Origin of the sequence: Rhizobium sp. BK313 (assembly GCF_014193655.1) — a bacterium.
Taxonomy (GTDB): domain Bacteria; phylum Pseudomonadota; class Alphaproteobacteria; order Rhizobiales; family Rhizobiaceae; genus Rhizobium.
In genome coordinates this window covers 584312-605144 of record NZ_JACHZQ010000004.1, presented here as the reverse complement: position 1 = coordinate 605144, position 20833 = coordinate 584312, and the positions used below count along the sequence as shown (strand labels likewise).

Below are 20833 nucleotides of genomic sequence, written 5' to 3'. Positions count from 1 at the left end.
ACCTATGTGTAGGTCGACAAGCGGAAGGTGTAGGCTTTGGCGAGCTTGACGACTGTCGACCGCCGCAGAAACCAAAGAATGTTGCTGCGACGCACAATTTCTCCCGGCGATGACGGCGCCGGGGGAGAGCCGTGTCAGGAATAGGGCGACCGGTTAGCCGTTGCTGGCAGCCACCATCACAGGTACGCCCTTGTAGGACGGCGTACCCGAGAGGCGATCGTAGTGATGCAGGGACACGACCGCGTTCATTTCCGGATAGTAGCCGGCAACGGAACCCTTTGGAATATTGTATTCGACTGCCGTAAAGCCACGCACGAGATGCGCTGCCTCGTCAGCTCCGACAAGGCCACGAATGTCAATCCGGTCGCCATCCTTGAGGCCGCGCCTGGCCAAATCGTCCTTGTTCATGAAGATCACGTCGCGCCGGCCGAAGACACCGCGATAGCGGTCGTCGAGGCCGTAGATCGTCGTATTGTACTGGTCGTGGCTGCGGATCGTGGTCAGGACGAGAGCATCCGGGTTCTTGATCAGCACATCCTCGTCGAGACCGGGGGCGACAAGGAAATTCGCCTTGCCGTTCTCCGTATTCCACCGACGGAAGGAGGCCGCAACATCGAGCCGGAATCCACCGCGAACGCGCGCACGCTTGCTGAACTCGTGGAAGTCAGGAAAGACCTCCTCGATTTTGTCGCGGATGCGGTCGTAATTGGCGATCAGCCCATCCCAATCGATGCCGTGCCGATCACCGAGCGTCGCCTTGGCAATATTCGCAATGATCGCCGGCTCAGACTTCAGAACATCGCTCGGCGGTTTCAGGAAGCCGCGTGAGGCGTGAACCATCGACATGGAATCCTCGACCGTCACAGCCTGAGGGCCAGAGGCCTGCGTATCGAGATCGGTTCGGCCAAGGCAGGGCAGAACAAGTGACGTCTTTGCCGTCAGGAGATGCGACCGGTTCAGCTTGGTGGCGATATGGACCGCGAGGTCCAGCTTACGCATGCCCCCGAAGGTCGCGTCCGGGTCGGACATGGCGACGGCAAGATTTCCGCCGAGGCAGATGAGCGCCTTCGATTCACCCGCGATGATGGCTTCCACGGCCTCGATCGCATTATGGCCCTTGTCTCCCGACGGGCGAAAGCCGAATGCACGCTCCATGCCGTCGAGGAGCGCTTTGTTCGGTATCTCCGTGATGCCGACAGTGCGGTCGCCCTGAACATTGGAGTGGCCACGGATCGGCGCGATGCCGGCACCCTGCCGGCCCATGTTGCCGCGGAGCATCAGGAGATTGGCGATTTGCTGGACGTTGCCGGTGCCGTTGGTGTGCTGGGTGATGCCCATGCCGTAGCAGACGATCACATTTTTCGCCTTCACGTAAACGTCGGCGGCACCCTCGATGGCATCCTTCGTAAGTCCGCTGACCGCGACGATCTGATCCCAATTGGTGGCTTCGACATCTGCACGCACTGCATCGAGGCCGACTGTATGCTCCTCGATGAACGCACGGTCGAGCACACCGGAACCGCCTGCTGCGATATCGGCGGCATCACGCTCCAACACAGCCTTCATCAGGCCCTTGAGTGCAGCGAGGTCGCCGCCGGTGCGTACCTGGTGATAGGCCGAGGCGATCGGTGTCGATGACAGCGTCACCATTTCGATGGGGTCCTGCGGCGCCGCAAAGCGCTCGAGTGCGCGCTCTTTTAGCGGATTGAAGACGATGATCGGCACACCACGGCGCGACGCATTGTGCAGCGTCGTCATCATGCGCGGGTGGTTTGTGCCGGGATTATGACCGAAGCTGAAGATCGCGTCTGCGTAGTCGAAATCCTCCAGCGTTACCGTGCCCTTGCCGACGCCGATCGACTTCGGAAGCCCGACGCTGGTCGCCTCGTGGCACATATTGGAACAATCGGGAAAGTTATTGGTCCCATAGGCGCGGACGAAGAGCTGGTAGAGAAACGCAGCTTCATTGGAAGCACGGCCCGACGTATAGAACTCGGCCCTGCTGGGATTGTCGAGCTTGTTCAGTTCGTCGGCGATGAGCTTGAACGCCGCACTCCACTCGATCGGTTCGTAGCGATCTTCTTCGGCGTTATATCGCATCGGGAAGCACAGACGGCCGGCATCTTCTAATTGGTGGTCGGTCCAATTCCAGAGATCAGAAACCTTATGGCGGGCGAAGAATTCCGGGCCGGCGCGTTTTGCCGTCGACTCCCATGTGACGGCCTTCGCACCGTTTTCGCAGAACTCAAATGACGAGGTATGTTTGGGGTCGGGCCATGCGCAGCCGGGGCAATCGAAACCATTCGGCTGATTGGCCTTCAGCAGCGTCATTGTGCCCTGCGCGACGACCTGTTGATGGGCAAGCGTCTTGGCGACCGCCTTGAGCGCGTCCCAACCGCCCGCCGGATGATCGTACTGTTCGATGCCGTCGGGACGCCGATCCTTCATGTTCGAAACTCCTTCGATCCTGTGCGGTCGCGTGACCGCCGCAATTGATTGGCACATCAGTCGGGAGAGCCTAGCAACAGGTAGGACCGCTGCACACTATACGGAGGCATAGGGCGTTACGGACCGTTCGAGCCGTGCCGTTGATGGTGCCGTACAGGTTTCACGCCTGTGCCGACGTTTCCAAGCTTCCGGTTCTTACAAAAAGAAAGGCCGTCTCCGGGCGGATGGAGACGGCCTAAGGCGGACCTTGAAGGATCCGCGGCTTCGGGTGGAGGGGAGGACACCGAAGCCTGGTAGCTGGGAGGAAGCTACTCGCCTCATCGAGGGTTGAGGCGATGAGTAAAAGTTAGTCCGATGCTGCCGGCCACGTAACTAGACTTAGGTATTGGGCCGCCTAGACGAGCAGCCGATTTCGAGCTGTCTGCATGCACTGCTTTTCTCTGGCGCCATCGACGAGCCGCAAGCAAAGGTTCTGTCGGCTAACCATATCGCTCAAGGGAAGTTGCCATGGACAGACGAACAGCAGCCAAAAACCGCAGCCTCGCGCTCACGACGCCAACCGACCTCGGTTCCAATGCGACCAAGGATATTGCAGCAGCCCTGACCGCTTTTCTTGCAGACATCTTTGTAGCCGCGGCGAGTTGCTGATCTGTGCCTGCTGGACGTCTATCTGCGCGTCGATGTTCTGCACATTGGCCTGCGCCGATTGCACCGATGCCTCCGCTTGGCTGACAGCAATCTTATAGTTGGTCGGATCGATCTCCATCAGCAGTTCGCAATCGTCGGATCCGTGTGGTCGGTTCCTATCTCGCCCACAGACCAGCTCTGTCTTCGGTGACGTAGGAGCTGAATTGAGTGTGATGTCAGGGGCCAGGCGTCCTTGGGGCGAGGCTCGCCTATCAAACACGATCAACCTCACTTCGTCAGAGCTGCTCAGCGGCCAAATTTCCATCTTCAAACTTACAAGCCAGCGTTTGGAAGATTCAAGCTAGCATCACCAAAAGGCTGCTTGACAGAGTTCCAGTTATCCATCATTCGTAACGTTACGAATTGCCGATTGGAGGGGTAAGAGGTTCCAATCGGCAAGGGATGTCGGCAAGAGGACGGGAGCTTCGCATCTCGCAGGCGACCGCATTCCATGGGAGGGTATCGTGGGCGCAGGCTCGCTTTTTTTCGGATCACCAATTTGGACGTTCAACTGGAACCCGCCCTATGAGGCGCCGCTGAAGCGGCTCGCTCGCACCGGCTGCAAGGGTTTCGAGCAAACCGCCTGGTCGGTCGATATGCTGGGCTATTACACGCCGGCGACGATCCGCGGTCTGAAGGAGATCGCTGAGGGTGAGGGGCTGACGCTCACCAATTTCTTCTTCAACCTACCCTTCAGCCGTCAGGCGGGTGCTGCCTTCTCCACCGTCGATCTCGACGGCTACAAGCGCGGCGTCGATGTCGTGGCCGAGATTGGCGCGCCGATCATGACCAGCATGACGCCCTATCCCTTTCAGTCCGACGTCAAGCCGATCCTGCAGCGACCGATCTCGCAGGAGTGGACGGCCGCCGTCGAACCGCAATGGGACTGGACGGCCGAATACAATGCTGTGGTCGACGGTTTCGCCAAGGCCTGCGAAATCGCGGGCTCAGCCGGCCTGCGCGTCGCCATCGAGCCGCATCCCTATCGCTGGGTCAGCTCCGGGCAGGGCATGCTGCGGTTGATCGAGCGCACCGGGGCTTCAAATCTCGGCCTGAACTTCGATCCGAGCCATCTTTTCCCGGCCGGTGACATGCCGCACTATGTCGTGCTGGCGCTCGGCGATCGCATCTTCAACACGCATTTCTCGGACAATGAAGGCCATACCAATGCTCATTGGCGCCCGGGGCGCGGCAAAATCGACTGGAAAGCGATTTTCGCCGCTCTGCAGGCGATCGGCTATTCCGGACCTATCACTCTAGAGCTGGAGGATGCGCCTGGCGCGTCGCACTGGACACATTTCCGCGAGGCGACGCCAGAGTTCGATCAGGAGATGCGCCGCGGCATGAGCTATCTGCGCGACGCCGCCGCCGAACTCAATATCACCATTTCTTAAAGGCTATATCCATGAGCACTGCACCCATGAAAGTTGGCATCGTCGGCGCCGGCAACATCAGCGCCACCTATGTCGCAACTTTGCACATGTTCGATTTCATCCGCGTCAAGTCGATCTACGACCTTTATGAGGAGCCGGCAAAAAAGCTTGCTGCCCAATTCGGCATCCAGGCCGTCTCGCTCGACGCCATGCTGGCAGACCCGGAAATCGGCCTGATCATCAACCTGACGACGCCGGTTTCGCACCACTCGATCAGCAAGAAGGCGCTTCTCGCTGGCAAGCACGTGTATTCGGAAAAGCCGCTTGGTATCAGTATGGCGGAAGCCGAAGAGCTGATGTCGATCGCGCGCGCCGGCGATCTGCGCCTCGGCTGCGCGCCTGATACTTTCCTCGGTGGCGGCCACCAGTTAACGCGCCGGCTGCTCGACGAAGGCAGAATCGGCAAGGCGGTGTCGGCCACGGCCATGCTGCTTCTGCCCGGCCATGAGCACTGGCATCCGAATCCGGCCTTCTTCTATGGCCGCGGCGGTGGGCCGATGCTCGATGTCGGCCCTTATTACGTCACCAATCTGATCGCTCTGCTCGGTCCGGTACGCGAAGTCTTCGGCGCTGCCAAGATTACCCGCATCGAACGCACGGTGAAGACCGATCCACGCCGCGGCGAGACGATCAAGGTGCTGGTGCCGACGCATCTGACCGGTGTGATGGAGTTCCATAGCGGTGCGACGATCACCATTGCCACAAGTTTCGATGTCATCAAGCACAAGCACAATCAGATCGAGATTTACGGCTCCGACGGAAGCATGGTAACACCGGACCCGAACAACTTTACCGGTAAGGTTGAGATATTCCGCGACGGCGGCGAGGCCTGGGAGGAGATCCCCGTTGACCATCCCTACACGGAAGGTGTGCCGGGCCATCTCGGACTGCGTGGTTTGGGCGCGGCCGAAATGGTAGATTCTCTTCGCGCGGGGCGTCAGCATCGCGTATCGTCGGAACTCGCCTTCCACGCGTTGGAAGTGATGACGGCGTTCGAGCGGTCCGCTCAGTCGCGCAAGGTGGTTGCAATCCACAGCAGTTGCGGCCGGCCGGATCCGATTCCGCGTGCAATTAAAGAGGGACGTTTCGTATAGGCTGGGTTATAGAGAGTTAAGAGTTAGGAGAAATTGGCAGTCCTCCCAGACTGCATGCTTGACGAACGGTCGATGCCGAGGAAGCATTGCCCGTTCGCCGCGGGGAATGGAGGCCCGGCGGCGCGATTCTGGAGGACGACAGCATTCGGCACCCGATGGTCTTGAGACGGCGGCGGCTGAAATACAGGCGTTTAAAAGAACGCCATCAAAGGAGGAGGAGCATATGCGTGGATTGTTAATGGCATTGGTTGGCGCCACGGCGCTGATCGCAGTGGGTGTCACCGGCGCTCAGGCTGAGGGAAAAAGAGCCGAGGTCCTGCACTGGTGGACGTCTGGTGGCGAAGCTGCCGCCGTGCGGGAACTGGCCAATGCATTCAATGCGGCCGGTGGCCAATGGGTAGACACCGCAATCGCTGGGTCCGGTTCGACCGCACGTCCGATCGGCATTAACCGCATCATCGGCGGCAACCCGCCGACCGCGATGCAGTTCAACACCGGCACGCAGATGAACGACTTGGCACAGCAAGGCCTGCTGCGTCCACTCGACGATCTAGCCAAGGAACAGGATTGGAAATCGGCGCTGACGCCAGCCTTCTATGATGCCATCCAATTTCAGGGTCATATCTACGGCGCACCGATCAACGACCATGGCCAGAACTGGATCTTCTATTCCAAGGCTGTCTTTGCCAAGGCAGGCGTGACCGAAGAGCCGAAAACCTGGGATGAGATGTTTGCCGCCCTCGACAAGATCAAGGCCGCAGGCCTGATTCCTGTTGCCGTCGGCGGCCAGCCCTGGCAGCTTCAGTCGATGTTCAACGCCATTCTGCTCGGCGAAGGGGGTAAGGATCTCTACAGCAAGGTCTGGAAGGATCTCGACACTGATGCCGTCAAGTCCGACAAGTTCAAGCACGTGGCGGAAGTCTTCGCCAAGCTGCGCGACTACCAGGACCCAGGCAGCCCGAACCGTGACTGGAACGTGGCGACCGGCATGCTGATCGACGGCAAGGCCGGCATCCAGTTCATGGGCGACTGGGCCAAGGGCGAGTTCATCCATGCCAACATGGTCGCCGACAAGGATTTCGGCTGCATTCTCGGACCGGGCGAATCCAACTTCATGATGGGCGGCGACATCTTCGTCTTCCCGGTCCTGAAGGACAAGACGGCTGTCGATGCCCAGACCCTGCTTGCAACGGTCATCATGTCGAAAGAAGGCCAGCTCGCCTTCAACTCCAAGAAGGGCTCCGTGCCGGTGCGTCTCGACGTCGACACCTCCAAGCTCGACGCCTGCGCCCAGAAGGGCCTGATCGCTCTCAAGGATCCGAGCCGTCAGATCCTGGCGCCGGACGTGCTTACGGCTCAGGACATCGTTCAGACCGAACAGGACCTGATCGCCCAGTATTGGACGACGCCGAGCATGACGGCCGACCAGTTCGCCGATCAGTTCGCACAGGTCATCGAGCAGGCGAAGTAAGCCTCATCCGACATCCATGCGGCGGCAGGGTCTACCTGCCGCCGGTTCCCATGAATGCGCAGGAGGAGCTGTATCCATGAGTACCCCCCAAACTGCCGCCGGAACCATCGCTGGGACCGTCGCCGGGACGACTGCCACTAGGAGGAAGAGACATCTTTCCGCCTATGTTGCCCTGTTCCCTGCCTTTATCATCGTGGTGCTCGCCTACGTCGTGACGGTTGTCTGGAACATCTGGATATCGTTTACCGACAGCAAGGTGCTACCAGTCAACATCTTTGTCGGCACCAAGCAGTACGAACGACTGTTCACGACGGCGCGGTGGATAATATCGCTGCAAAATGTCGTTCTGTTCGGCATCCTCTTCATCGCCGGCTGCTTGATCCTTGGCTTTCTGCTTGCCGTGGCGCTCGATCAGAAAGTCCGGTTCGAAAATACGTTCCGGACGATATTCCTTTACCCCTTTGCGATGTCCTTCATCGTTACCGGGCTTGTCTGGCAATGGATCATGAACCCGACGCTCGGCCTGCAAAAGGTCGCCGACGGGATCGGCTTCACCTGGTTCCGCTTTGACTGGATCGTCCAAAGCAATCTGGCGCTCTACGTCATCGTACTCGCCGGCGTCTGGCAATCGTCCGGATTGGTGATGGCGATCATGCTGGCGGGATTGCGCGGCGTCGATCGTGAACTCTGGAAGGCGACGCGCATCGACGGCATACCGACATGGCGTGTCTATCTCCACATCGTCATTCCGATCCTGAGGCCGACCATTATCACCGCCAGCGTGCTTCTGGCGATCGCCGTGGTCAGGGTTTACGAACTGGTGCTGGCGACCACCGGCGGCGGCCCCGGAATATCGACCGAGGTGCCGGGGAAATTCATCATGGATTACCTCTTCGGCCGCGGCAATATCGGCCTTGCGACTGGGGCCTCGACCGTCATGTTCGTCACCGTGGTCATCCTGGTCACGCCATGGCTCTACTATGAATATTTCCGCGAAAAACCGAGGGGGAACTGATGACTATGCCATCTTCCGTCGCACCGGTCATGGAAGGCCCGGCCGGGCGTAAGCCGCAGCATCTGTCCCCGGCGCGCATCGGCCTTTACGCCTTTCTCGTCATCGCGGCTCTGTTCTTCCTGCTGCCGCTCTATGTGATGATCGTCACCTCGCTGAAATCCATGCCGGAAATCCGGCAAGGCAATATCTTCGCCTTTCCGCAGGTCTGGACAGGCGAAGCCTGGGTGCAGGCGTGGAGCACGGCCTGCACCGGCCTTGAGTGCGGCGGCATCAGCGTCGGCTTCTGGAACTCCGTGAAGATCCTGATACCGAGCATGATACTGTCGATCTTCATTTCCTCGCTGACCGGCTATGCGCTGTCCTTCTGGCGGGTGAAGGGAGCGAATGTTCTTTTCGCCATCCTGCTGCTTGGCGCCTTCATTCCCTATCAGGTGTTCATCTATCCGCTGGTGCTCATTTACCGCGGCGTCGGCATCTATTCGACGCTGCCCTGCATCATCATCACCCACACGGTCTTCGGCCTGCCGGTGCTGACGCTGCTGTTCCGCAATTATTATTCCAGCCTGCCAATGGAGTTGTTCAAGGCAGCCCGTGTCGATGGTGCGGGACTGTGGCAGATCTTCTTCCGACTGATGATCCCTATGTCGATCCCGATCCTGGTGGTGGCGGGAATCCTGCAGGTCACCGGCATCTGGAACGACTTCCTCTTCGGCGTCGTCTTCGCCGGACGGGAGAATTTTCCGATGACGGTTCAGCTCAACAACATCGTCAACTCCACCCAAGGCGAGAAGCTCTACAACGTCAACATGGCGGCGACCATCCTCACGGCTCTGGTTCCGCTGATAGTCTATTTCGGTTCGGGTCGCTGGTTCGTGCGCGGCATCACCGCGGGCGCAGTCAAGGGATAATTCATGGCCAACGTTTCCATTCGCGAACTTGCAATCGATTTCGGCAGCGTCAGCGTTCTGAAATCGTTGAATATTGAAATCCAGTCGGGCGAGTTCATCGTCCTTCTCGGGCCCTCCGGCTGCGGCAAGTCGACTTTGCTCAATGCCATCGCCGGTCTCACCGACATTACCAGCGGCCAGATCTGGATCGGGGACCGGAACGTCACCTGGGAGGAACCGAAAGACCGCGGCATCGGCATGGTGTTCCAGTCCTATGCGCTTTATCCGACGATGACGGTCGAAGGAAATCTCTCCTTCGGCCTGCGCATCGCCGGCATGGCCAAGGAAGAGATCACCAAGCGCGTCGATCGCGCCGTGCAGATCTTGCAAATTGATCCACTGCGCAAGCGGCGGCCGGGCGAACTTTCGGGCGGTCAGAGGCAGCGCGTCGCTATCGGCCGTGCTCTGGTGCGCGACGTCGACGTCTTCCTGTTCGACGAGCCGCTCTCGAACCTCGACGCCAAGCTGCGAACCGAGCTGCGTGTCGAGTTGAAGCGCTTGCATGCCGGGCTCGGCTCGACAATGATCTATGTCACGCACGACCAGATCGAGGCGCTGACGCTCGCCGATCGCATTGCGGTGATGAGCGGCGGTGTCATCCAGCAGTTCGCCTCGCCGAAGGAAATCTACCGTCGGCCGGTCAACCGCTTCGTCGCCGGATTCGTCGGTTCACCGTCAATGAACTTCCTGTCGGGGCGAGTGACGAGCAACGGCGGTACGCCAGCCTTCATCCTGACCGACGGCCGCACGATCGATCTCAACGGCTATCAATTCTCCGGCACGCCGGGTGAGGGCCGCACGGCGACGCTCGGGGTCCGGCCAGAGCAGATGCAGTTCAATCCGGCAAGCGACCGCATGTCGAACCTGCCGGCAACCTTCAGCATCGTCGAGCCCATGGGCTCGGACAATCTGGTCTGGGGTCAGATCGGCAATGAGACAATGTCGGTGCGTATCGACGCCGATGAGGAGGTTGCGCTGGAGAGCGAGCAACCGGTCTATTTCCAGCCGGCGCTCGCGTCGCTGTTCGGCGAAGACGGTCAGCGTCTATAAAAGATTAAATTGCGCCGTGCGTTCGGTGGAGCGCGCGGCGCAGTTTTCATGCCCTGACTTCGAAGACCATGTTGAACGGCGTTTCGGCCGCCTTGCGGAAATGCGAATAGCCCGCATCCATGGCGACCTTGCGTAGTTTCATTTCGCCAGCTTGCGCGCCTAATCCTAGCCCGACCTCCTGCGACAGCGAGGCCGGCGTGCAGATCATCGTCGATGCGCCGTAGTAGACGCGACCGACCGGGTTGAGATTGTCCTTGAGACAATCATGCGCAAAGGGCTCGACGATCATCCAGGTCCCGTCATCGGCGAGGCTTTCCTTGACATGTTTGCCGGCGCCGACAGGATCGCCCATGTCGTGCAGGCAATCGAACATCGCCACCAGATCATAGCCGGCAGCCGGGAAATCCTTGGCAGTCGCCTGCTCGAAGGTGATGCGGCCGTCGACACCCGCCTCCTTCGCCGCAGCTTTCGCTCGCTCGATAGAGGGGAGATGGTAGTCGAAGCCGAAGAAGGTAGAGTTCGGATAGGCCTGCGCCATCACGATGGTCGAGGCGCCATGGCCACAGCCGACATCGGCGACGGCGGCTCCGGCTTGAAGCTTTTCCTGCATACCCTTCAGCGCCGGTATCCATTCCGAAACGAGATGGCTGTTGTAGCCCGGCCGGAAGAAGCGCTCCGTGCCGCGGAACAGGCAGGCGCTGTGTTCATGCCAGCCGACGCCGCTGCCGGTCTTGAAAGCACTGGCGATCTTCGGCTCGTCGAGCCACATGGATTGAACGACTTCGAAGGCGCCGCTGAAGAAGGCGGGACTGTTTTCCTCCGCAAACACCATCGCCTGTTCTGGCGAGAGGCTGAAGTGGTCGGTCTTTTCGTCATAGGTGATATAGTCTGCGGCGGCCTGCGCTGAGAGCCATTCGCGCAAATAGCGCTCTTTCAGTCCGGTCTTGGCAGCAAGTTCCGCTGAAGTCATCGGCGTCCCGTCGGCCATCGCCTTGAACAGACCGACATGGTCGCCGAGCACCACCAGGACTCCGGACATGGCCGCGCCGAGATCGCCGACAAGGCGCCCGACCAGAGCTTCAAGTTTCTGCATATCAGGTTCGCGCATGACATCCTCCCATCAGAATTGATGCAGCGTTCCGTCCGGGTATATTCGGAAAACGGAACATACTACCGGGTGGGAGGGGAGGCAATGACACGACCGGGCTAAGCATGCTTCGCGTTGCTGCCCTGGAAGAGGCGTAACCTATTAAGATAACGCCTATTTTGGAAACGCGCGAGGTGACTCAGCCGGCGCGAGCCAGCTCTTTTTCCAAAGCGACGAGCAAGCGCGGATCATCTGCCGTGACGTCAGGTGCGAAGCGGGCGGCAACCTTGCCGTCCCGGCCGATCAGGAATTTTTCGAAGTTCCAGACGATCCCGCCGTCCTGTCCGGTTTCGAGGCCGTTTTTTGCGAGGCGTTCCCGCATCGGCCCGTCACCCGTCGTCTCGACGCCGGAGGTGATCAGCCTGTTGTAAAGCGGGTGCCGATCCTCGCCGGTCACCGCGATCTTGGAGAACATCGGAAACTGCACGTCATAGGTGAGGGTGCAGAAGCTCAGAATTTCGTCATTCGTGCCGGGCTCCTGGCCCTTGAAATCATTGGCAGGAAAGCCGGCGATGACGAGGCCGTCGTCGCGCTTGTCTTCGTAGAGCTTTTCCAGCCCTTCATATTGCACCGTCAGCCCGCATTTGGAGGCGACGTTGACGACCATAATGACCTTGCCGCGATAGTCGGCGAGCGTCGTCTCGCTGCCGTCGATCCTCTTAACCGGAATATCGAGCACGGTATCAGTCATCACAATCACTCCAAATCATTTTGAAAACAGGGTGCAGATATCAACGCCGGAACCTGCCGAAGTCAACGACACGATTGTGTTACGCTGCCTCGTCCAGTCGCACCAGGTGGCCATTCGCGACCTCACGATATTGACGCGCCGGCGGATTGTAGCCGACCGGGCGCACGGGGCTCTTCAGCTCATCGACGGCGAGATTGCGCTTGATGCCGCGCCGGGACGGATCGGGCACCGGAACGGCCGCCATCAGCTTCTTCGTATAGGGATGCTGCGGGTTCTCGAACACAGAGGCGCGGGGTCCGATCTCGACGATCTCGCCGAGATACATCACTGCGACGCGATGGCTGACGCGTTCGACGACGGCCATATCGTGCGAAATGAAGAGATAGGCGAGATTGAGGCTCTGCTGCAGGTCCATCAACAGATTGCAGACCTGCGCCTTGATCGAGACATCGAGAGCCGAGACGCTTTCGTCGGCGACGATGACCTTTGGGTCGAGGGCGAGCGCGCGGGCAATGCAAATGCGCTGACGCTGGCCGCCGGAGAATTCATGCGGGTAGCGCGACATCATATCCGCCTTCAGCCCGACACGCTCCAAAAGGTCGGCGGCTTTCTCGCGCGCCTGGGCGCGGGTGCCGAGTCCGTGTTCGGTGAAGGGTTCGGCAACGGCGGCGCCGATGGTCATGCGCGGATTGAGGCTGGCGAAGGGGTCCTGGAAAATCATCTGGATGCTGCGGCGCATGCGGCGCAGATTGAGCGCATCGAGCTTCATCACGTCGTAGCCGTCGAGACGCACTTCACCGGCATTGGGATCGATGAGACGCATGATCGAGCGGCCGGTGGTCGACTTGCCGCAGCCGGATTCGCCAACCAGCGAGAGAGTTTCTCCCTGCGCCAGGTCGAACGAGACGTTTTCCACAGCATGGATGGCGCCGGTAACGCGGCCGAGAAGCCCGCCTCGAGTGGCGAAGCGGGTGACGAGGTTCTTCACCTCCAGGATCGGCGTCTTGCCATGGTCAACTGTATCAGCAAGCGCAACGGGATCGCTGCGCTCGCCGGTACGGGCGTCGACGATGGGAAAGCGCAATGGCTGGGCCTGGTCCTTCATCGAACCCAGGCGCGGCACGGCCGAGAGCAAAGCGCGCGTATAAGGATGTTGTCCGCGATGGAAGATGTCGTCGGTATTGCCCGTCTCCACCGCCTCGCCACGATACATGACGATGGTACGGTCGGAAATCTCGGCGACAACGCCCATATCGTGGGTGATGAAGAGGACGGACATGCCTTCCTCTTCCTGCAGCACCTTGATGAGATCCAGGATCTGACCCTGGATGGTAACATCGAGCGCCGTCGTCGGTTCGTCGGCGATCAACAGCTTCGGGCGCGATGCCAACGCCATGGCAATCATCACGCGCTGACGCATGCCGCCGGAAAACTGGTGCGGATATTCGTCGAAGCGGGAGGAGGCGTTCGGAATGCGCACTTTTTCCAGCAGACGGATGGTCTCGGCCTTGGCTTCAGCCTTGGAGATATCGCCATGGCAGGTGAGCGCCTCGGAAATCTGCCGACCAATGGTGAAGATGGGGTTGAGGCTGGTCATCGGCTCCTGGAAGATCATGGCGACGTCCTTGCCACGTACCCGGCGCATTTCGTTGTCCGAGAGCGAGAGGATGTCGCGGCCGTTGAGCTTGATCGAACCTTCGATACGGCTGCTGCCCTTGGCGAGCAGACGCATGATCGAGAGCGAGGTGACGCTCTTGCCGGAGCCGGACTCACCGACGATTGCCACCGTCTCGCCCGGCATGACGTCGAAGGAGATGTCCTTCACCACCGTGCGCCATTCGCCGTCGGCAAGGAAGGATGTCGTCAGGTTGGAGACCGAGAGGACAGGCTTTACGTCCGGGTTCGTCTGCTGCGCGGCTGTGGTCGTCATGGGCTCACCTTTATGATCTGGCGCATCGTATCAGGCATTATTCGATTCCGCTCATGATGGCTTCGGCGACGTGGCGAAGGAGGCAGACGGGCGGCCTTCGGCAATCCTTGCAGCCTCCAGGGCCGCGATCTTTTCGTCGATCTCGCGACGATCGGTCATGCCGCTCGGGTTCTGCCGCGTCGGGGTGGTTTCGGCGACGTGCAGATAACGTTCTTGTGCGACGGCATAGAGCCGTTCGAGCTCGGTCAGCGGGTCGGCACTGTCGTCGACGCGAATATTCAGCCACGCATAGTCCTGGTCGCGATAGATCACCAGCGCGGCGGATTGCTTGCCGCGCTTGTCGCCCCCGGCATCCTCGCCGGCGCGCATGGCTTCAAGCAGCCGCTCGGCGAGCGGCTTGCCCTTGTTTTTCTTGAAGGTCGACAGCGTCTCGGCGATCACCTGCGGTCCCGCGAGCATGTTGCCGGCGACCGAGACATTCTCATCGATCAGATGACCGGCCCAGTCGATGCATTTTGCGCCGGTGAAGGCAGCATTGTTGCCCTTGCTGTCGATCATGTGAAACTGGCGCTGCTCGCGACCTTCGTCGCGGGCAGTCAAGGTCTTGATGATTTCCTCCGGCGCATGGCCGGCGGCAAGCATCGCCAGACCATCGATGCCATAGAGCGGGCTGCTGAACGCCTGCGTGGCGACGGCGCCGACGCCGCCACGAATATTGGGCACGATGCTGCCAACCGCAAAGAAGCGGGTGGCAACGGCGATGGCGAGATGGCCCGTTTCAGGCTCGCGAGTGACGATTGACCAGGTCATGAGCGCTTATCTCCCAACCGCATAGGCCTGCATCAGACGCGGCGTGGCGGCCGCGCGCAGCAGGCCGCTGGCATCGCGCCGCGCGGCGGTCAGCCGGCCGACCGTCCATTCCGGCGCGACCGTCAGCTTGTGGCCCTTCTTGCGCAGTGCATCGAGCACCTCGGCGCTGAAATTGGCCTCTGCCGTGATGCTGCCGGGCTCGCGGGTGCGGGGATAGAAGGAGCTCGGGAAATGCGAGGTATGGAACAGCGGCTGATCGATCGCCTCCTGCAGGTTCATGCGGTGATGGGCATAGCGCAGGAAGAAGGAGAGCTGCCATTGTTCCTGCTGGTCGCCGCCGGGCGTACCAAAAGCAAGTGTCGGGCGACCCTCATAGAGACCGAGCGATGGGGTGAGCGTGGTACGCGGGCGCTTGCCTGGAGCGAGCGAGGAGGGCAGGCCAGGCTTCAGCCAGAACATCTGCGCGCGCGAATTGAGGCAGAAGCCGAGGCCGGGGACGATTGGTGAGGATTGCAGCCAGCCGCCGGAGGGCGTCACCGAGACCATATTGCCTTCGCGGTCGATGACGTCGATATGCACGGTGTCGCCGCGCTTTTCCGTCAGGTGCGACATGGTCGGCTCGTAGACTGCGCCAGCCTTGGCTTCCGGCGTTTCCAGCATATCCATGGTCAGATCATACTGACTTTCGAAGCCGGGCAGCTTACCGGGACGCAGCGTATGGGAGGCTTCCGAGCTGATCAGCTTGCTGCGCTCTGCTGCATAGGCGTCCGACAGCAGGATATCGAGCGGCACCTTGGAGAAGTTCGGATCGCCGTAATAGACCTCGCGGTCGGCAAACGCGAGCTTCATAGCTTCCGTGATGGTATGGACGAAATCCGCGCCGGCCGGGTCCATGGCCGAAAGATCGAAGCCCTTCAACAGCGACAGCGTCTGCAGGAAAGCCGGCCCCTGACCCCAGGGGCCGATCTTGGCGATCGTCCAGCCATGGTAATCATAAGTCAGCGGCTCTTCGATCGTCGCCGACCAATTGGCCATGTCGTCGGCCGTCAGCACGCCCTTGTGGCGTTGGCCGCTCGCATCCATGACCTCGGCCTTGCGGACGAAGGTATCGATCGCCTCGGCAACGAAGCCGCGATAATAGGCATCGCGGGCTGCTTCGATCTGTGCCTCGCGGCCGCTCTTGCTTTCCGCTTCCGAGACAACGCGCTTCCAGGTTTCGGCAAGAACCGGGTTCTTGAAGTTCGACCAGGGTTCGGGAGCGGAGCCACCGGGCAGCCAGGTCTCGTAAGAGGTCGGCCATTCCTTGCGATAGAATTCGGCGAGGCCGGCAATGGTCGCGGAGACGCGCGGCAGCACCGGATGGCCGTGTTCGGCATAGTAGATTGCCGGTTCGAGGACGTCGCGGACAGTGAGCTTGCCGTAGTCGCGCAGCATCAGCATCCAGCCGCCGAAGGAGCCGGGGACGACCGTTGCAAGCAGGCCGTCGCCAGGGATCAGTGAGAGGCCCTCGCTTGTATAGTGTTCCAGAGTGGCGCCGGCGGGAGCAGTGCCCTGGGCACAGATGACTTCGACCTTATCCTTCTTTTTCGAATAGATGACCGCCGGCATGTCGCCGCCCGGCCCGCAGAGATGCGGCTCGACGATCTGCAGAACGAAGCCGGTCGCGACGGCCGCATCGAACGCGTTGCCACCCTTTTCGAGAATGCTCATGCCGACCGCGGAGGCGATCCAGTGTGTGGAGGTAACGACACCGAAGGTGCCGAGGATTTCCGGGCGGGTCGTAAATGCGGTCATTGCAAAAGTCCTTTCAGATTATTCATGCTTCGCGCGGGTCGAGCGCATCGCGCAGGCCATCGCCGAGGAGATTGAAACCGATGACGACGAGAAAGATGGCAGCGCCCGGCCACATCGCCATCCAGGGCGCCTGCTCCAGATAGTTCTTGGCGACGTTGAGCATCGACCCCCAGCTAGGCGCCGGCGGTTGCTGGCCGAGGCCAAGGAAGGAGAGGCTGGCCTCGGCGATGATTGCCGTTGCGATGGTGAGCGTTCCCTGCACCAGAATCGGCGCGAAAACGTTCGGCAGGATGTAACGGATGATGATGCTGAAATGGTGCAGGCCGATCGAGCGCGCGCCCTCGACATATTCCTCTGTCTTCACCGCCAGCACCTGGCCGCGTGTCAGGCGTACGAAGACCGGCGTCGCCGAAAGTCCGATGGCAATCATCGCATTGGTCAGGCTCGGCCCAAGAAAGGCGGCAAGCGCGATCGCGGTGATGAGAAAAGGCATCGCCAGGAAAGCTTCGGTGATGCGCGAGACGATCTGGTCGATCCAGCCTCCGTAATAGCCGGAGATAAGACCGAAGGGTACGCCGATCGCCACCGCGATGGCGACAGAAAAGATGCCTGCCATCAACGATGCCTGCGCCCCCCAGATCATACGCGAGAGAATGTCGCGACCGATATCGTCGGTGCCGAGCCAGTGCGCAGCCGACGGGGCCTTGCGGATCGCCGACCAGCTCGTTGCAACCGGGTCGGGCAGCGGCAATACCGGTGCAAGAATGGCAAGCGCCGCAAAGAAAAGGATAATGGCGAGGCCGACGAGCGCGCCCTTGTTGGCCTTCAATTTGCGCCAGGCGCGGTTCGGTGCGCGCTTGGCTGGAGCGGCGGCTACTGACGTCTGCACGATTGCGGTCATAGGGCAGCCCTCAGGCGTGGGTTGAGGAGGACATAAAGAACATCGGCGATGAGATTCATTCCGATGAAACCGACGGCCGTGCAGAGCACGACACCCTGGACGACGGCATAGTCGCGGTTGAACACCGCATCGACGATGAGCTTGCCGAAACCGGGAATGGTAAAGATCTGCTCGGTCAGTACGGCGCCGGCCAGCAGTTCGCCGAAGAGCAGCGCGCTGACGGTAACGACGGGCAGGATGGCGTTGCGGAAAGAGTGACTGAGAACGACGGCCGCTTCCGAAAGGCCTTTGGCGCGGGCCGTACGAATGTAATCGGCACTGAGTACGCTCAGCATCGAAGAGCGGGTGTGGCGCATCAGCGTGGCGGCGAGCGCATTGCCGAGCACGAAGGACGGCATCAGCATGGTCTGGATTGAGCGCAGGGGATCATCGAAGAACGGTTGATAGCCAGAGGCCGGAAGCCAGTGAAGCTTCACCGATATCAGCAGAATCAGCATGATCCCGAGCCAGAAGTTCGGCACGGACAGTCCGCATAAGGCAACGATATTGGCGAGGAAGTCGATGACGGTATTCTTCTTCACCGCCGCCAATATGCCCATGGGGATGCCGATGACGAAGGCGAAGATCATCGACATGACGGCGAGCTGGATCGTCACCGGCAGCTTCTCGGCAACCAGTGTCAGCACCGGCTGATTGGTGCGCAGCGAAATGCCGAGGTCGCCCGTGAGAGCGCCCTTCAGCCAATAGCCGTACTGATAGACCACCGGATCGTTCAGCCGGTATTTTTCACGAAGAAACTCGATGACTTTCGGATCGCGCTCTTCGCCCGCCATCGCCAGGATCGGATCGCCCGGCAGCAGTTTTTGCAGGGAAAAGACGAAGATGGAAATGATCAGCAGCGTCGGTATGGCGACCAGCAGCCTTTTTCCGATGTAGGTATACATGAGCAGATCCTGATCTCGTCATCGACCACGGAGGAGGGGCATGCGGGGCGCGTCCTGCACCCCGCATGATGGTGTTTTGGTTAGCTGCTCTTCTTTACGCCGGCGAGGCGGATCATGCCGTCCGGCGATGGTACAAAGCCGGTTACAGACTTGTTGTAAGCCCAGATCCAGGCCTGATGCCCGAGATAGATGATCGGAAGCTCGTCGTTCATGATGACTTCGGCGGCGTCGTATTTCTGTTTGCGAACCGCATTGTCCTGAGACTGACGGGCTTCGAGCAGCAATTTGTCGACTTGCGGGTTGCTGTATTTGGAGTCGTTCAGCCCGGCGCCCGTGGTGACGAACTGCTGGATCACGCCATCGGGATCAGGACGGCCGGACCAATCGGAACGGCTGAACTGATAGTTGCCGCCGGTCTGGGCATCGAGAAGCGTCGCGAATTCCGTTGGCTTCAGCGTTACGTCGAAGCCGGCTTCCGCGACCATCGACTGAATGATCTGCATCGTCTGCATGGTGACCGGATCGTTGGTGACGGCGATTTCGACCGGCACGCGTTCATAACCGGCGGCCTTGATCAGCGCCTTCGCCTTGTCGACGTCGCGGGCGGGAACCGGAATGTCCTTGTCGTACCACGGGCTCTGCGGCGAGAAGGGCTGGTTGCCGGCAACGGCAGTGCCGTCGAAGACGATTTGCATCGCCGCTTGGCGGTCGATCGCCAGCGAGAAGGCCTGACGCAGGCGCTTGTCCTTGCCCATGGGATTGTCGGCGCGAGGGCCATTGCCGATGTTCGCATAGATCCCCAACCAGCCGGTGGAGACGGCGTCGGAATAGGCGAGGTTGGAGTCGCTCTTGACGGTGCCGATGTCCGAGGCGGCGACGCGCTCGATCATGTCGAGGTCACCCGAACGCAGGTTTGCCAGACGAACCGTTGTATCCGGGATCGGCAGGTAGGTGACCTTGTCGATAAAGATATTGTCCTTGTTCCAATAATCCTGGAACTTCTCCAGCACGATGCGGTCCTGCTGCACGCGCTCGACGAACTTGAAGGGACCGGCGCAGACTGGATGGTCGCCGAACTTGGCACCCGCGGCCTTGGCGGCGGTCGGCGAAACGATCATGCCGGCGCGGTCGGAGAGCTGGGCAAGCAGGGTGACATCAGGCGCCTTCAGCGTGAACGTCACCTCGTATTCGCCGGTTGCTTCGACCTTGTCGACGGAGGAAAGCTCGCTCTTGCGGCGCGATTCCGGCATCGTCATGTTGCGCTGGATCGTGTAGACGACAGCCTCGGCGTTCAAAGGCGTTTCGTCCTGGAATTTCACGCCCTGGCGCAGCTCCATGGTGAGCTGCTTACCGTCCGCCGACCATTTCCAGGAAGTGGCAAGCTGCGGCACGAATTTGAGATCTGGCGTCACGTCGACAAGCTTGTCGCAGAGCGCGGTGTAGACGATGCGGCCGACGAACGTGCGCGACTGTGCAGGGTCCAGCGCGTCCGCATCGTCCTGAAGGCCGATCTTGAGTTCGACAGCGAAGGCCGGCAGCGCGATCAACGCGCCGGCGGCTAGCGATGTCAGGAATTTGGCGATCTTCATCATGTTCTCCTGGTTATATTTTTTGCTTTAAATGCATTCCCGGCCGGTTTCCCCTCCGGTCGTCTGTTTCGGCGCCGAAGCACCCATGCTGTCAGTCCAACTCTTCGGCCAGTTCCTTCGGCGAACCCTGGGCATCGAGCGAGGTCACACGGATCAGGCTCTCCTGAAGCATCAGCAGATGCTGACGCATGGCTTCGGCGGCTTTCATCGGATCGCGGGCTGCTATCGCGTCGATGATCGCCACGTGCTGCGCGTAGGATACCGGGCGTGTCCTGTTGATATTGCGGGCCAATTCGCGAATGGTTTGCCATGCCTCGTCCTGGCGGACGTGGTTGATGACATCGAAGATCGTCAGAAAGAACTGATTCCCTGCGCTCTGCGCGATCAGGCGATGCAACGCACCGTCCCAGAGTTCGCGGCTGTCGGCATCGCCGCTGGCGAAGATCTTTTTCGTCAGCTCGTACATGCGGTCGATATCATCGGGTTTGGCGCGCATTGCGGCAAGCTGGGCGAGCTGCGGCTCGATGCGCAGGCGCACCTCCATGATTTCCATGAGATTGGTGCCGGCAATCAGCGAACCGACGTGCTGGCTCCAGTCATCCGGGCGCTGGCCCGCATAGGTGCCCGACCCCTGGCGCCGCCAGATACGGCCCTCGGCTTCCAGCACTTCCAACGCCCGGCGGATGGCGCGGCGGCTGACGCCAAACATTTCCGAAAGCGCCCGCTCGGTCGGCAGCTTGCCGTCCGGTTCCAGGTTGTCCGAGCCCAACAGGCCCCGGAGCTTCTCCAGGGCGTAGGTCGAATTTTCTGGAAGACTGCTAGCTGCCATGGTGTTAAATGGTTCGTACCAATTATCGATTGGTTCAATACAAATTCAACTCA

17 protein-coding genes are annotated in these 20833 nt (G+C 60.4%); 7 read left to right on the top strand and 10 right to left on the bottom strand.

What is annotated here, in order from left to right; genetic code table 11:
- Window positions 1-153: 153 nt before the first annotated feature.
- The gene (locus FHT86_RS22985) at window positions 154-2448 is read right to left on the bottom strand and encodes an FdhF/YdeP family oxidoreductase (protein WP_133709769.1); all 2295 of its coding nucleotides are present in this window, start codon (window positions 2446-2448) and stop codon (window positions 154-156) included.
- A gap of 507 nt (window positions 2449-2955) precedes the next feature.
- On the opposite strand from FHT86_RS22985, the gene FHT86_RS22980 reads away from it, so the two are divergent.
- From FHT86_RS22980 to FHT86_RS22950, 7 genes are all read left to right on the top strand, one after another.
- Entirely contained in the window at window positions 2956-3096 is a 141-nt protein-coding gene (locus FHT86_RS22980; protein WP_246779616.1) for a hypothetical protein, read from the top strand.
- Between the two features lie 503 nt (window positions 3097-3599).
- A complete protein-coding gene (locus tag FHT86_RS22975; RefSeq protein WP_133709768.1) occupies window positions 3600-4529 on the top strand; it encodes a sugar phosphate isomerase/epimerase in 930 nt (309 codons plus the stop codon).
- A gap of 11 nt (window positions 4530-4540) precedes the next feature.
- On the top strand, window positions 4541-5662 hold the full coding sequence (locus tag FHT86_RS22970; RefSeq protein ID WP_133709767.1) for a Gfo/Idh/MocA family protein: 1122 nt from the start codon (window positions 4541-4543) through the stop codon (window positions 5660-5662).
- A gap of 223 nt (window positions 5663-5885) precedes the next feature.
- Window positions 5886-7133, top strand: coding sequence for an ABC transporter substrate-binding protein (locus FHT86_RS22965; RefSeq protein WP_166656913.1), 1248 nt, complete (start codon window positions 5886-5888; stop codon window positions 7131-7133).
- Between the two features lie 76 nt (window positions 7134-7209).
- Window positions 7210-8148 (top strand): carbohydrate ABC transporter permease, encoded by a 939-nt coding sequence (locus tag FHT86_RS22960; protein ID WP_133709766.1) that lies wholly within the window; start codon window positions 7210-7212, stop codon window positions 8146-8148.
- Window positions 8148-9056, top strand: a complete 909-nt coding sequence (locus tag FHT86_RS22955; RefSeq protein ID WP_208116676.1) for a carbohydrate ABC transporter permease — start codon at window positions 8148-8150, stop codon at window positions 9054-9056. Before FHT86_RS22960 ends, FHT86_RS22955 begins: the two co-directional genes overlap by 1 nt.
- Before the next feature lie 3 nt (window positions 9057-9059).
- A complete protein-coding gene (locus tag FHT86_RS22950) occupies window positions 9060-10145 on the top strand; it encodes an ABC transporter ATP-binding protein (RefSeq protein ID WP_133709765.1) in 1086 nt (361 codons plus the stop codon).
- A gap of 46 nt (window positions 10146-10191) precedes the next feature.
- Here the strand turns inward: FHT86_RS22950 and FHT86_RS22945 are convergent, their stop codons facing one another.
- The 9 genes from FHT86_RS22945 to FHT86_RS22905 all read right to left on the bottom strand — a co-directional run bounded on the left by FHT86_RS22945 (window position 10192) and on the right by FHT86_RS22905 (window position 20780).
- Window positions 10192-11253: a class I SAM-dependent methyltransferase gene (locus FHT86_RS22945; protein WP_133709764.1), complete on the bottom strand. Its 1062-nt coding sequence runs from the start codon at window positions 11251-11253 to the stop codon at window positions 10192-10194.
- Between the two features lie 178 nt (window positions 11254-11431).
- Entirely contained in the window at window positions 11432-11983 is a 552-nt protein-coding gene (locus FHT86_RS22940; RefSeq protein WP_133709763.1) for a glutathione peroxidase, read from the bottom strand.
- Between the two features lie 79 nt (window positions 11984-12062).
- A complete protein-coding gene (locus FHT86_RS22935; protein ID WP_133709762.1) occupies window positions 12063-13913 on the bottom strand; it encodes an ABC transporter ATP-binding protein in 1851 nt (616 codons plus the stop codon).
- 51 nt (window positions 13914-13964) lie between these two features.
- On the bottom strand, window positions 13965-14723 hold the full coding sequence (locus tag FHT86_RS22930; protein WP_133709761.1) for a DUF1028 domain-containing protein: 759 nt from the start codon (window positions 14721-14723) through the stop codon (window positions 13965-13967).
- A gap of 6 nt (window positions 14724-14729) precedes the next feature.
- Window positions 14730-16517 carry a gamma-glutamyltransferase family protein gene (locus tag FHT86_RS22925; RefSeq protein ID WP_133709760.1) on the bottom strand — a complete coding sequence of 596 codons (1788 nt, stop codon included), beginning with the start codon at window positions 16515-16517 and terminating at the stop codon, window positions 14730-14732.
- Between the two features lie 22 nt (window positions 16518-16539).
- Window positions 16540-17418 (bottom strand): ABC transporter permease, encoded by an 879-nt coding sequence (locus FHT86_RS22920; protein ID WP_133709759.1) that lies wholly within the window; start codon window positions 17416-17418, stop codon window positions 16540-16542.
- Window positions 17415-18362, bottom strand: a complete 948-nt coding sequence (locus tag FHT86_RS22915) for an ABC transporter permease (RefSeq protein WP_133709758.1) — start codon at window positions 18360-18362, stop codon at window positions 17415-17417. The genes FHT86_RS22920 and FHT86_RS22915 overlap by 4 nt, the downstream gene beginning before the upstream one ends.
- Before the next feature lie 80 nt (window positions 18363-18442).
- Window positions 18443-19951 (bottom strand): ABC transporter substrate-binding protein, encoded by a 1509-nt coding sequence (locus tag FHT86_RS22910; protein WP_133709757.1) that lies wholly within the window; start codon window positions 19949-19951, stop codon window positions 18443-18445.
- 91 nt (window positions 19952-20042) lie between these two features.
- Window positions 20043-20780, bottom strand: a complete 738-nt coding sequence (locus tag FHT86_RS22905; protein WP_133709756.1) for a FadR/GntR family transcriptional regulator — start codon at window positions 20778-20780, stop codon at window positions 20043-20045.
- Window positions 20781-20833: the final 53 nt, after the last annotated feature.

What these genes read in the sequence shown, in the direction of transcription:
- FHT86_RS22970 (WP_133709767.1), top strand. Translation starts at nt 4,541, where the DNA reads ATGAGCACTGCACCCATGAAAGTTGGCATCGTCGGCGCCGGCAACATC.
- FHT86_RS22935 (WP_133709762.1), bottom strand. Translation starts at nt 13,913, where the DNA reads ATGACGACCACAGCCGCGCAGCAGACGAACCCGGACGTAAAGCCTGTC.
- FHT86_RS22915 (WP_133709758.1), bottom strand. Translation starts at nt 18,362, where the DNA reads ATGTATACCTACATCGGAAAAAGGCTGCTGGTCGCCATACCGACGCTG.
- FHT86_RS22945 (WP_133709764.1), bottom strand. Translation starts at nt 11,253, where the DNA reads ATGCGCGAACCTGATATGCAGAAACTTGAAGCTCTGGTCGGGCGCCTT.
- FHT86_RS22905 (WP_133709756.1), bottom strand. Translation starts at nt 20,780, where the DNA reads ATGGCAGCTAGCAGTCTTCCAGAAAATTCGACCTACGCCCTGGAGAAG.
- FHT86_RS22960 (WP_133709766.1), top strand. Translation starts at nt 7,210, where the DNA reads ATGAGTACCCCCCAAACTGCCGCCGGAACCATCGCTGGGACCGTCGCC.
- FHT86_RS22965 (WP_166656913.1), top strand. Translation starts at nt 5,886, where the DNA reads ATGCGTGGATTGTTAATGGCATTGGTTGGCGCCACGGCGCTGATCGCA.
- FHT86_RS22985 (WP_133709769.1), bottom strand. Translation starts at nt 2,448, where the DNA reads ATGAAGGATCGGCGTCCCGACGGCATCGAACAGTACGATCATCCGGCG.
- FHT86_RS22980 (WP_246779616.1), top strand. Translation starts at nt 2,956, where the DNA reads ATGGACAGACGAACAGCAGCCAAAAACCGCAGCCTCGCGCTCACGACG.
- FHT86_RS22910 (WP_133709757.1), bottom strand. Translation starts at nt 19,951, where the DNA reads ATGAAGATCGCCAAATTCCTGACATCGCTAGCCGCCGGCGCGTTGATC.
- FHT86_RS22955 (WP_208116676.1), top strand. Translation starts at nt 8,148, where the DNA reads ATGACTATGCCATCTTCCGTCGCACCGGTCATGGAAGGCCCGGCCGGG.
- FHT86_RS22950 (WP_133709765.1), top strand. Translation starts at nt 9,060, where the DNA reads ATGGCCAACGTTTCCATTCGCGAACTTGCAATCGATTTCGGCAGCGTC.
- FHT86_RS22920 (WP_133709759.1), bottom strand. Translation starts at nt 17,418, where the DNA reads ATGACCGCAATCGTGCAGACGTCAGTAGCCGCCGCTCCAGCCAAGCGC.
- FHT86_RS22925 (WP_133709760.1), bottom strand. Translation starts at nt 16,517, where the DNA reads ATGACCGCATTTACGACCCGCCCGGAAATCCTCGGCACCTTCGGTGTC.
- FHT86_RS22930 (WP_133709761.1), bottom strand. Translation starts at nt 14,723, where the DNA reads ATGACCTGGTCAATCGTCACTCGCGAGCCTGAAACGGGCCATCTCGCC.
- FHT86_RS22940 (WP_133709763.1), bottom strand. Translation starts at nt 11,983, where the DNA reads ATGACTGATACCGTGCTCGATATTCCGGTTAAGAGGATCGACGGCAGC.